We start from the raw sequence: 11539 nt of genomic DNA, 5'->3' as shown, positions 1-11539 counted from the left end.
GAAGATCTCAGACCCGGTCGGCGAGGATCGCCAGGCGCTTGTCGCCCACGCGCGTCAGGATCAGCGTCGCGGACTCCGGGCCGGAGAGGTTCAGCTTCTTGCGGAACTGCGCCGGATCGATGTCCATGCCGCGCTTCTTGATCTCGAGCCTTCCGATGCCGTGGGTGCGCAGCACAGCGTTGATCGCCTTCGGATTCGCGGCCATCACCTCGCGCACCCGGAACGTCTGCACGAACGGGCTCGTCACCGCAGCATCACCGGTGAGATAGGCGATCTTCTCATCCAGCATCCCGGCGTCCAGGCTCCGGGCGACATCGCCGATCAGACGGGCGCGGATGATCGAGCCATCGGGTTCGTGGAGGAAGGGGCCGAGATCACGCACCTCGGCATCGGCGGCATCGTCCGCCGCGGTGAGCTCGTGCGACTCGTCGCCCCGGATCACCAGCGCCGCGCGGCGCACGCCCTCGCGGGCGAGGAGCCCCGACCAGAGCACGAGCTCGACGACGCTGCCGTCGACGCTGACCCACTGCGCCTCGACGTCATCGGGGATGAGATCACGATCCAGCGCCGGGCCGAGCTTGATGCCCACCGGCATGCGTGTCGCCAGCTCGAAGGCCCAATCGAGAGAGGGGGAGTAGTCGGATGCCGCGACCCGCCGCGTCTCGCTGTGACCGGCCGTCCGACGGGCCGGATCCAACCAGATGGCGGTGCGCTGCTCGTCTGCGGCGAACCGCTCGGCGAACTCCTCCGCCGTGCCATGGTGCACCGCCGCATCCGCGCCGAAGGGGGCGAGGTTGTAAGCGGCGATCGCCGCGGTCACTTCATCGGCATCGACAGCATCCACCCGCAGACCCGCGCCTGCGAAGGCCAGCGAGTCGCCGCCGATGCCGCAGCCGAGATCGGCCACGCGCTCGATGCCCGCGCGGCGCATGCGGCCCGCATGGCGGGCGGCGACGCCGAGACGGGTCGCCTGCTCGTAGCCGGCCCGGGTGAACAGCATCCGCTCGGCGAAATCTCCGAACTTGGCGGCGCCGCGAACCCGCAGATGCGCCTGGCCGACGACGGCCGAGACGAGATCGGGTGAATGGCCCGCGGCGCGCAGCTTCGAGACGGCCTGGGCGACGTCACCGGTCGAGGCGAGCGGGCCGACTCCGTCGAGGAGTCGGAGACCATCGGGGGTGAGCAGCGCGGTGAGCTCGGACATCTCCATCCGACCAGCTTAGATTGGCCCGTCGGAGGCCGCCCGTCGGAATTGGCACTCGCATTGCATGAGTGCCAGCCGACCCCATACACTTGTGATTAGCACTCTCGGGTTGAGAGTGCGAACGAATCTTTCGTGTCAGCGTAAAGAAAGAAGAGGTAGACCGTGTCGGTTTCCATCAAGCCGCTCGAGGACCGCATCGTCATCCAGCAGGTCGAGGCCGAGCAGACCACCGCGAGTGGCCTGGTCATCCCTGACACTGCCAAGGAGAAGCCCCAGGAGGGCCAGGTCGTGGCCGTCGGCCCCGGCCGCATCGACGACAACGGCAACCGCGTTCCGCTCGACGTCGCCGTCGGCGACCGCGTCCTGTACAGCAAGTACGGCGGCACCGAGGTGAAGTTCGGCGCTGAAGAGTACCTGGTGCTCTCGGCTCGCGACGTCCTCGCCGTCGTCGTTCGCTGATCGCTTTCAGCAGATCTTGATCGGCTCGAATGCCGATCGGAGAAGGCCCGGATGCCACGGCATCCGGGCCTTCTCGCATCCCCGGGCATAGGGTGAACCTCGTGACCCGCCAACGCGCCGAGCAACCCGCCGGTATCGCCTACTCGGTCGGGGCCTACCTGCTGTGGGGGTTCCTCCCGCTGTACTTCCTGCTGCTCGTGCCCGCAGGCCCCTGGGAGATCGTCGCCGCCCGTGTGATCTTCTCCCTCGTCTTCTGCCTCGTGCTGCTCACCGTCCTGCGCGGATGGCGGCGCATCATCGCGATCATCCGGCAGCCGCGACTTCTCGGATTGACCGCCCTGGCGGGCCTGCTCATCTACATCAACTGGCAGGTATTCCTCATCGGGACCCTCACCGGCCACGTCGTCGAGACCTCGCTGGGATACTTCATCAACCCCATCTTCACGGTCCTGCTGGGCGTTATCGTGCTGCATGAGCGCATCCGCCGTCTGCAATGGGTCGCCATCGGCATCGCCGCGCTCGCCGTCGTGGTGATCATCATCGGATACGGCTCGTTCCCCTGGATCGCGCTGTCCCTGGCAGCGTCCTTCGGTGTCTACGGGCTCATCAAGAAGCGCATCGGCGCCGCCGTCGACGCGGTCAGCGGACTCACCCTCGAGTCCTTCTGGCTCCTGCCCATCGCGATCGTGCAACTCATCATCGTCGCCCAGAGCAGCGGGATCACCTTCGGATCATTCGGCATCGGGCACACGGTGCTCATGCTCTTCACGGGCGTCGCCACGGCGGTGCCCCTGCTCCTCTTCGCCGCCGGCGCCCGGCGCATCGACCTCACCCTGATCGGAATGATCCAGTTCATGACGCCGATCATGCAGTTCCTCACCGGAGTGCTGATCCTCGAGGAGCCCATGCCGCTGGAACGCTGGATCGGATTCGCGATCGTCTGGTGCGCCGTCATCGTCTTCGTCATCGATCTGGTCCTCGCCGCGCGCCGAGGGCGCCGCAGCCGCCCCGCCGCGATCGTCTGAGCCCCGGCATCCCGGCGAAAAGCCCGATCAGACCGTTAACGCATCGCAACACAACGCGACAGGGTTCGCCGCTACCGTTGTTTCACGGACGGCGCCCGAGTCGTTCGGGAATCATGATCTAGCAAGGGAGCAGCATGAGTCTCTTCACCAGTACGCGCGCACGAAAATTCCTCGGCGGTATGGCCCTGGTCAGTGCGGGCGCTATCGTTCTGACCGGGTGCGGTGGGGGCACCGGAACCGATGATTCGGCCGACCCATCCACTCCCACTGATCGTGAGGACCTCACGCTCAGCATCGGCACCGTCCTTCCCCAGACCGGGCAGCTCGCCTACCTCGGCCCGCCGGAAGAGGCCGGTGTCGGCCTCGCTGCCGCCGAGATCAACGCGGCAGGGCTCGGCATCACGGTCGACGTCCAGTACGGTGACTCCGGCGATGCCGACAACAAGGCGTTCGAGACGACGGTTCCGCGTCTGCTCGACTCCGGCGTCTCGGCGCTGATCGGCGCGGCCTCGTCGGGTGTGACGAAGCTGTTCCTCGACCAGGCCATCAGCGCGGGCGTGATCACCTTCTCGCCGGCGAACACCTCGCCGGACTTCACCACCTGGGATGACAACGACCTCTATTGGCGCACCGCCCCCAGCGACCTGTTGCAGGGTGAGGTCCTCGCCACGGAGATCGGTCTCGACGGGCACGCCAACCTCGGCATCATCTATCTCAACGATGCCTACGGCTCCGGGCTGGAAGCATCGCTGACGGAGAACTTCGAGGCCGGTGGCGGAACGGTCGTGGCATCCGAGGCCTACAACGCCAACGACACGTCGTTCGATGCGCAGATCAGCTCGATCCTCGCGCAGAGCCCCGACGCGGTCGCCGTGATCGGCTTCGAGGAGACCTCGACGATCATCCCGGCGTTCATGTCGAACGGCTTCGACGGCAGCAAGTTCTACCTCGTCGACGGCAACACCCAGCAGTGGGGCGCCGACATGCCGGGGTCGATCGAGGGCAGCAAGGGAACCCAGCCGGGCCCCGTGCTCGCCGACGACTTCCAGCAGCGTCTGATCGACCAGTGGCAGGAGCAGGCCGGGGAAGAGCTCGTCGACTTCAACTACGGCGCAGAATCGTACGATGCGGTCGTGCTGCTCGCGCTCGCTTCGCTCGCCGCCAATTCGACGGATGCCGCCGACATCGCCGGCTTCCTGCAGGAGGTCTCCGGGGGCTCGGGCGACGGTGAGAAGTGCGAGTCGTTCGAGGCCTGCGCGCAGATCATCCTCGACGGAGGCACCGCCGACTACGACGGCTACTCCGGAGCCATCACCTTCGACGACAACGGCGACCCGACGGAAGCCACGATCGGCGTCTTCCAGTACGGCGCCGACAACACCCACACCCGTATCAACTGATCTGTCAGGAAGGGGCCGGGCGCTGCGGCATCCGGCCCCTTCTCTGCGCCCGGGCGTGGGATGGAAAATACGGCTCCAATCGGGTCGTGAGCCGTGAAATCCACCCCGCGCCGTGCGCGCGGCGTCAGTCCTCGCCGAGCGTCCCGAGGTAGAGCCCGATCACCTTCGGGTCGTTCAGCAATTCGCGTCCGGTGCCGGTGTGCGCGTCGTGCCCCTGGTCGAGCACGTATCCGCGGTCGCAGATCTGCAGGCAGCGGCGTGCGTTCTGCTCGACCATGATGGTGGTGACGCCGGCCTTGTTGATGTCGGAGACCCGGATGAAGGCATCGTCCTGCCGCACGGGGGAGAGCCCGGCGGAGGGCTCGTCGAGCAGCAGCACCGATGGGTCCATCATGAGCGCCCGCGACATGGCGACCATCTGCCGTTCACCGCCCGACAGCGATCCGGCTCGCTGCTTGAGACGTCCGCCGAGCTCCGCGAAGATGCCGGTGACGAACTCGAGCCTCTCTTTGTAGGCCTTCGGGCGCTGGATGATGCCCATCTGCAGGTTCTCCTCGATCGTCAACGAGGGGAACACGTTGTTGGTCTGGGGCACGAAGCCGACGCCGCGCTGGACGAGCTCGTTCGCCTTGAGGCCGACGATGCTCTCGCCATCGACGAGGATGTCTCCGCCGCGTACCTTGACCTGTCCGAAGATCGCTTTCAGCAGGGTGGATTTTCCGGCGCCATTGGGGCCGATGATTCCGATCAGTTCGCCCCGGGCTGCGACGAGGTTGGTGTCGGTGAGGATGTTCACACCGGGGAGGTATCCCGCTGTGAGGTTCTTCACCTCGACGACGGGCGTCTGCGTCGTGCTCATCGCTTGTCCTCCTCTGCGGCGTGGATCGCGGCCTCCTGCTCTTCGCGGATCTCTTCGAGCATCTCCTCGGCGGACTCGTCGAGCTCGCCCGTGTACCGGCCTGTCACCACGCCGAGGTCGACGTCCTGGTGGCTGCCCAGGTAGGCGTCGATGACGGCCCGGTCCTGCATGACGCTCTCGGGTGGCCCCTCGGCGACGACGCGGCCTTCGGCCATGACGACGACCCAGTCGGCGATGTGGCGGACCATGTTCATGTCGTGCTCGACGAAGAGCACGGTCATGCCGAGGTCCTTCAGATCGAGGATGTGCTCGAGCAGGGATTGGGTGAGGGCCGGGTTCACGCCGGCCATGGGCTCGTCGAGCATGACGAGACTGGGGTCGCGCATGAGGGCGCGCGCCATCTCGAGCAGCTTGCGCTGCCCGCCGGACAGGCTCGCGGCGTAGTCCTGTGCCTTGGTATCGAGTTTGAAGCGGGCCAGGAGGTCCATGGCCTTCGTCTCGAGCTCGGTGTCCTGCTTGCGCCAGATCGCGGGGATGAGGCTGGGCAGGATGCTCTCGCCCTTCTGGTCCGGTGCGCCGAGTTTCATGTTCTCGAGCACGGTGAGGAGGGAGAGCGCCTTGGTGAGCTGGAAGGTGCGCACCTGCCCCATACGGGCCACCTTGAAGGACGGGATGCCCGAGAGCTGGTGCCCGTCGAAGCTCCACGTGCCGGTGTTCGGCTTGTCGAATCCGCAGAGCAGGTTGAACAGGGTGGTCTTGCCGGCGCCGTTCGGGCCGATGAGGGCGGTGATGGCGTTCCGGGGGATCTCGAGGTGGTCGACGTCGACCGCGGTGAGGCCGCCGAAGCGGCGGGTGACGTGGTCGGCGACGAGGATCGGGTCGACCTTTTTGCACCCGGGGACGGCGTCGCCGGTGTGCAGGCCGGTGCTCTTGGTTCGCCCGTTCGTGGGTGCGGCGTTATTTGACAAAGGTCAGCTCCCTCTTGTTTCCGAGGAGCCCCTGCGGCCGGAAGATCACCAGCAGCATGAGCGCGATTCCGACGATCACGAAGCGGAGGGTGCCCGCCTGGATCGCCGACATGGGCAGGATGCCCTGGGCCGCCAGGCTGGGCAGGACTCCTTCGAGGAAGGCCATGATGACCCAGAAGATCACGGCGCCCAGAGCCGGTCCGAAGACGGTGGCGGCACCGCCGAGGAGGAGGATGGTCCAGAGGAAGAACGTCAACGAGGTCGTGTAGCTGGCCGGCACCACGGCGGATGGCAGGGCGAACACGGCGCCGCCGAGGCCGCCCATGATCCCGCCGATCACGAGCGCCTGCATCTTGTAGGCGAACACGTTCTTGCCGAGGGATCGCACGGCGTCCTCGTCTTCGCGGATGCCCTTGAGTACACGGCCCCAGGGGCTGCGCATGAGCGCCCAGACGAGGTAGATGCATACGGCGAGGACCAGCAGCCCGAAGACACGGACCCAGAGCTGGTTCGCGTTGAACGTCCATGGGCCGAATCCGTAGTTCCCCTCGGGGAAGGGGTTCGCCGCGCGGAAACCCGCGTGGTAGCCGCCCAGACCATCGGCCGCATTCGTGTGCTTCTCGAAGGCCGTCGAGGTGAAGAGGAGCCGGACGATCTCGGCCGCGGCGATCGTCGCGATGGCGAGGTAGTCGGCGCGCAGGCGCAGCGTCGGGATGCCGAGGATGAAGGCGAACAGCGTCGACATCACCATGCCGACGATGATGCCCACCCACCAGGGCAGCCCGAACGAGAGGATCGAGATGGCGTAGCTGTAGGCGCCGATGGCCATGAACCCGGCCATGCCGAAGTTCAGGAGTCCCGCGTAGCCGAAATGCACGGCGAGGCCCGTGGCGGCGATCGCATAGGCGATCGTCGTGGGACTCAGCATCCAGGCGGCGGTGTTGTTGAAGATCGCTCCCCAGTCCATGATCAACCGATCCTCTCTTTGCGTCCGAGGATTCCCTGCGGCCGGAACAGCAACACGAGGATCAGGATCGCGAGTGCGCCGACGTATTTGAGGTCGGAGGGCAGCCACAGGGTGGAGACCTCGACGAGGATGCCGACGATGATCGCTCCGATCAGCGCGCCGAAGGCGGTGCCGAGACCGCCGAGGCAGACGGCGGCGAAGATGAGCAGCAGGATGTGCACGCCCATGTCCCACCTCACACCCGGTCGGAAGTATGCCCACAGGATGCCGCCGAGAGCGGCGAGCGCTGCGGCGAGGACCCAGACGATGCGGATGACCCGGTCGACATTGATGCCGGATGCCGCGGCGAGGGTGGGATTGTCGGAGATGGCCCGTGTCGCCTTGCCTGTTCGCGTGTGAAGCAGCCAGAGGGCGACCGCGATGAGGACGACGACGCTGATGCTCATCGACATGATGTCGATGATGCTGAGCCGGATCGGCCCCCAGAGGGTGATCTTGGGCGCCCCGGCGTTCGGCAGCTGCACCGTGCCGCCGCCGAAGAAGAAGAGGAACACGTAGCGCAGGGCGAAGGAGAAGCCGATGCTGACGATCATGAGCGGGATGATGCCCATTCCGCGTTTTCGCAGAGGTTTCCAGAGCCCGACGTCCATCAGATAGCCGAAGATCGCGCCGCAGACGACGACGAGCGGGATCGTCAGCCACATGGGGAGCGCGAGGGTGACGCCGAAGACGACGGCCATGACGGCGCCGAAAGTGACCATCTCGGCATGCGCGAAGTTCGTCAGGTTCATGGTGCCGAAGATCAGCGAGACGCCGATCGCGGCGAGGGCGAGGAGGAGGCCGAAGTTGATGCCGTTGATCAGGCGCTCGACGAACTGGTCGAGGAAGGAGGTCGTCTCGCGGACGCCCTCGCCGAGGAAGAGATTGATGACGACGCGGTTCGAGAGGCCGAACTCCACGTCCTGCGAGGCGGAGTCGCCTTCGACGATGACTCCATCGGGGAGGGTGGACTCGTCGACCGTGAGCGTGTACTCGGCCTTCTCCGGCACGTAGAGCGTCCATCGTCCGGCGTCGTCGGTCGCCGTCTCGGCCTCGAAACCGGATCCCTCGATCGCGACGACGACGCCGGGAAGCGGATCGTCGTCGAAACGGATGACCCCGGCGAAGAAGAAGTCGGTCACCTCCTGCTCGGCGGGAGGGTCGTCGGTATCGGCGAAAGCGGCCGGGGCTGTCAGCAGCAGCATGACAGCGGCCAGGACGGCGCTCACGAGCGTGATGATCCACGGTGCCGTTCGGCGCTCATGGCTGGTCGGCAGTTCCACGAAACCTCCCCAGTCGTCCCGTGAAAGGTCGCCAAGGCTCGGGTCGTCTCGACGATGATGAACGACGCTATGAGCGTAATGTGCCGCTTCCCAATCCCGCCAGGTTGTTATCAAACGGTGGCCGGCACCGTTCCGGGAATTTTCCCGGCGTCGCCGCACTTAGACTTGGTACACCACACGCGCGCATGCAGGAGGATCATCCATGGAACAGCACGATCCCTTCGGTTTCGTCGGACTCACGTACGACGACGTCCTTCTTCTTCCCGGACACACCGATGTGATCCCGAGCGAGGCGGACACGTCCTCGCGGATCACCCGCCGCATCTCGGTCGCGACGCCCCTGCTCTCGAGCGCGATGGACACCGTCACCGAGTCGCGCATGGCGATCGCCATGGCGCGAGAAGGCGGCATCGGCATCCTGCACCGCAATCTTTCGATCGCCGACCAGGCGGCTCACGTCGACCGCGTCAAGCGCAGCGAGTCGGGCATGATCACAGACCCGATCACGACGACGCCCGCAGCGACCGTCGAAGAGGTCGACGATCTGTGCGCGAAGTACCGCATCTCCGGACTTCCCGTCGTCGATGACGAAGGTCGTCTGGTCGGGATCATCACGAACCGCGACATGCGCTTCGTGTCGGGCTTCGAGCGCCAGAGCACGTTCGTGAAGGACGTCATGACGAGCGAGAACCTCGTCACCGCGCCCGTCGGGGTCGCAGCCGGCGAGGTCATCGCGCTCTTCGCGAAGCACCGCGTCGAGAAGCTGCCGCTGATCGACGAGGACGGCAAGCTCGCGGGGCTCATCACGATCAAGGACTTCGACAAGAGCGAGAAGTACCCGCTCGCCACCAAGGACGACCAGGGCCGCCTGCGCGTGGGCGCGGCGATCGGCTTCTTCGGAGACGCCTGGGAGCGCGCCGAGGCGCTGCGCGACGTCGGCGTCGACGTGCTCGTTGTCGACACCGCGAACGGTCAGTCCCAGGGCGTCATCGATCTCGTGAAGCGGCTCAAGGCCGATGAGTCCTTCGAGCACATCGACATCATCGGCGGAAACGTCGCGACGCGTCAGGGTGCGCAGGCGCTCGTCGACGCCGGTGTCGACGCCGTCAAGGTCGGTGTGGGGCCGGGCTCCATCTGCACGACGCGCGTCGTCGCGGGTGTGGGCGTCCCGCAGGTGACCGCTGTTTACGAGGCATCCCTCGCCGCGCGTCCCGCGGGCATCCCGGTGATCGCCGATGGCGGGCTGCAGTACTCGGGCGACATCGCCAAGGCGCTGGTCGCCGGTGCGGATGCCGTCATGCTGGGCTCGCTGCTGGCGGGCACGGACGAGTCGCCGGGCGAGATCGTCTTCCAGTCGGGCAAGCAGTTCAAGCAGTACCGCGGCATGGGATCGCTGGGCGCCATGCAGACTCGCGGCAAGCAGACCTCCTACTCGAAGGACCGCTACTTCCAGGCCGATGTGCCGAGCGATGACAAGCTCATCCCCGAGGGCATCGAGGGCCAGGTTCCCTACCGCGGTCCGGTTTCCGCGGTGGCGTACCAGCTCGTCGGGGGGCTTCGCCAGTCGATGTTCTACGTCGGTGCCCGCACCATCGAAGAGCTGAAGACACGTGGCAAGTTCGTGCGCATCACGGCAGCAGGCCTCAAGGAATCGCACCCGCACGACGTTCAGATCGTCGTCGAGGCGCCGAACTACAAGAAGTAACTCTTCCGCGAGCCCCCGCTTTATCATCGAGCTCCCGTCGTATCCACGCAGATACGACGGGAGCTCGATGCGTAGACGGGACTCGATACGTGGGAGATCCCCGCGGGGAGGACTCCGAAGCGGGCGGGGTAGGCTTGTGGGGTGAGCATGGACATCGAAATCGGCCGAGGCAAGCGCGCGACCCGCGCATATACGTTCGACGACATCGCGGTGGTCCCGTCCCGACGGACGCGGAACCCCGAGGACGTGTCGACGGCGTGGACGATCGACGCCTTCTCGTTCGACACTCCGATCATCGCCGCTCCGATGGACTCGGTCGTCAGCCCGCACACCGCCATCATGCTCGGAAAGCTCGGCGGCCTGGGCGTTCTCGACCTCGAGGGCCTGTGGACCCGATACGAGAACCCCGAACCGCTGCTCGCCGAGATCGCGGGCCTGCCCGCTGAGAAGGCGACTGTGCGCATGCAGCAGCTGTACTCCGAGCCGATCAAGGCCGAGCTGATCACCGCGCGTCTGGCCGAGATCCGCGAGGCCGGCGTGACCGTCGCCGGATCGCTCACCCCGCAGCACACGCAGGAGTTCTACGACACGGTCGCCGCTGCCGGCGTCGACCTGTTCGTCATCCGCGGCACGACCGTCTCGGCCGAGCACGTCTCCAGCGTCGCCGAGCCGCTGAACCTGAAGAAGTTCATCTACGACCTCGACGTGCCGGTGATCGTCGGCGGCGCGGCCACCTACACCGCGGCGCTGCACCTCATGCGCACCGGTGCGGCCGGCGTGCTCGTCGGCTTCGGTGGGGGAGCGGCGTCGACGACACGTGCGACCCTCGGCATCCACGCTCCGATGGCCACGGCCGTCTCCGATGTCGCGGCCGCGCGCCGTGACTACCTCGACGAGTCGGGCGGACGCTACGTGCACGTGATCGCCGATGGTGGCGTGGGCACCTCGGGCGACATCGTCAAGGCCCTCGCGATGGGTGCGGACGCCGTCATGCTCGGAGTCGCACTCGCCCGCGCGACGGATGCTCCGGGCCGCGGATTCCACTGGGGCCCCGAGGCGCACCACCCGCAGCTTCCACGCGGCCGCCGCGTCGAGACGCCCGGCATCGCCACGCTGGAGGAGATCCTCTACGGGCCGGCGCCGGTCGCCGACGGCACGGCGAACCTCATCGGTGCGCTCCGCAAGTCGATGGCCACGACCGGGTACTCCGACCTCAAGGAGTTCCAGCGCGTCGAGGTCGTCCTTGCCCCCTACCAGCAGTCCTGAGCGACGCATCGCCCATCGTGACGACATCGCAGGAGTTCGCGCCGACCCTTCGTGAGGTCATGCTGCGCGGGCGGTGGATCGCCGTGCTGCTGGCATGCCTGGCCGTCGCGGGGATCTTCGCGTTCCTCGGACGGTGGCAGCTGGAGCGCGCGATCGACACCGATCCCGCACCGGTGGGCGTCACCGAGGAGGTGCGTCCGCTGGGCGAGGTCCTCGAACCGGGCGAGTATCTTCCGGAGCCGTATGTCGGCCAACGAGTCGAGACGGCGGGAACGTGGATCGGCGGTGACTTCCTGGTGGTCTCGGCCCGTTACAACGAGGGCGAGGCGGGTTACTGGGTGACCGGCCAGCTGCGCGTCGCGGA

General features: G+C 66.7%; 11 protein-coding genes. 6 read left to right on the top strand and 5 right to left on the bottom strand.

What is annotated here, in order from left to right; translation table 11 throughout:
• Nucleotides 1-7 precede the first annotated feature (7 nt).
• A complete protein-coding gene (locus tag Q0Z66_RS04985; RefSeq protein ID WP_298038469.1) occupies nt 8-1210 on the bottom strand; it encodes an SAM-dependent methyltransferase in 1203 nt (400 codons plus the stop codon).
• Between the two features lie 156 nt (nt 1211-1366).
• Here Q0Z66_RS04985 and groES point away from each other — a divergent pair, with 156 nt between their 5' ends.
• From groES to Q0Z66_RS04970, 3 genes are all read left to right on the top strand, one after another.
• Nucleotides 1367-1663 carry a co-chaperone GroES gene (gene groES / locus Q0Z66_RS04980; RefSeq protein WP_298038467.1) on the top strand — a complete coding sequence of 99 codons (297 nt, stop codon included), beginning with the start codon at nt 1367-1369 and terminating at the stop codon, nt 1661-1663.
• Between the two features lie 101 nt (nt 1664-1764).
• Nucleotides 1765-2688 (top strand): EamA family transporter RarD, encoded by a 924-nt coding sequence (rarD, locus tag Q0Z66_RS04975; RefSeq protein WP_298038466.1) that lies wholly within the window; start codon nt 1765-1767, stop codon nt 2686-2688.
• 134 nt (nt 2689-2822) lie between these two features.
• Nucleotides 2823-4088, top strand: a complete 1266-nt coding sequence (locus Q0Z66_RS04970; protein ID WP_298038465.1) for an ABC transporter substrate-binding protein — start codon at nt 2823-2825, stop codon at nt 4086-4088.
• A gap of 124 nt (nt 4089-4212) precedes the next feature.
• Here Q0Z66_RS04970 and Q0Z66_RS04965 read toward each other — a convergent pair whose 3' ends face one another.
• From Q0Z66_RS04965 to Q0Z66_RS04950, 4 genes are read right to left on the bottom strand one after another with little or no spacing between them, the layout of a single operon-like run.
• Nucleotides 4213-4947 (bottom strand): ABC transporter ATP-binding protein, encoded by a 735-nt coding sequence (locus Q0Z66_RS04965; protein ID WP_298038463.1) that lies wholly within the window; start codon nt 4945-4947, stop codon nt 4213-4215.
• Nucleotides 4944-5915: an ABC transporter ATP-binding protein gene (locus tag Q0Z66_RS04960; RefSeq protein ID WP_298038461.1), complete on the bottom strand. Its 972-nt coding sequence runs from the start codon at nt 5913-5915 to the stop codon at nt 4944-4946. The genes Q0Z66_RS04965 and Q0Z66_RS04960 overlap by 4 nt, the downstream gene beginning before the upstream one ends.
• Nucleotides 5905-6882 (bottom strand): branched-chain amino acid ABC transporter permease, encoded by a 978-nt coding sequence (locus Q0Z66_RS04955; RefSeq protein ID WP_298038459.1) that lies wholly within the window; start codon nt 6880-6882, stop codon nt 5905-5907. Before Q0Z66_RS04955 ends, Q0Z66_RS04960 begins: the two co-directional genes overlap by 11 nt.
• 2 nt (nt 6883-6884) lie before the next feature.
• A complete protein-coding gene (locus Q0Z66_RS04950; RefSeq protein ID WP_298038457.1) occupies nt 6885-8204 on the bottom strand; it encodes a branched-chain amino acid ABC transporter permease in 1320 nt (439 codons plus the stop codon).
• 202 nt (nt 8205-8406) lie between these two features.
• On the opposite strand from Q0Z66_RS04950, the gene guaB reads away from it, so the two are divergent.
• The 3 genes from guaB to Q0Z66_RS04935 all read left to right on the top strand — a co-directional run.
• Nucleotides 8407-9909, top strand: coding sequence for an IMP dehydrogenase (gene guaB / locus Q0Z66_RS04945; protein ID WP_298038454.1), 1503 nt, complete (start codon nt 8407-8409; stop codon nt 9907-9909).
• Nucleotides 9910-10056: 147 nt separating this feature from the next.
• Nucleotides 10057-11175: a GuaB3 family IMP dehydrogenase-related protein gene (locus tag Q0Z66_RS04940; RefSeq protein ID WP_298038538.1), complete on the top strand. Its 1119-nt coding sequence runs from the start codon at nt 10057-10059 to the stop codon at nt 11173-11175.
• A 59-nt stretch (nt 11176-11234) separates the two neighbouring features.
• On the top strand, nt 11235-11539 hold a 305-nt coding region (locus Q0Z66_RS04935; RefSeq protein ID WP_366938972.1), incomplete at its 3' end, for an SURF1 family cytochrome oxidase biogenesis protein.

It is taken from the genome of uncultured Microbacterium sp. (assembly GCF_947632095.1).
In the GTDB taxonomy this organism is placed as follows: Bacteria; Actinomycetota; Actinomycetes; order Actinomycetales; family Microbacteriaceae; genus Microbacterium.
Note: the sequence above shows the minus strand (reverse complement) of the source record. Positions and strands in the feature narration are given on the sequence as shown.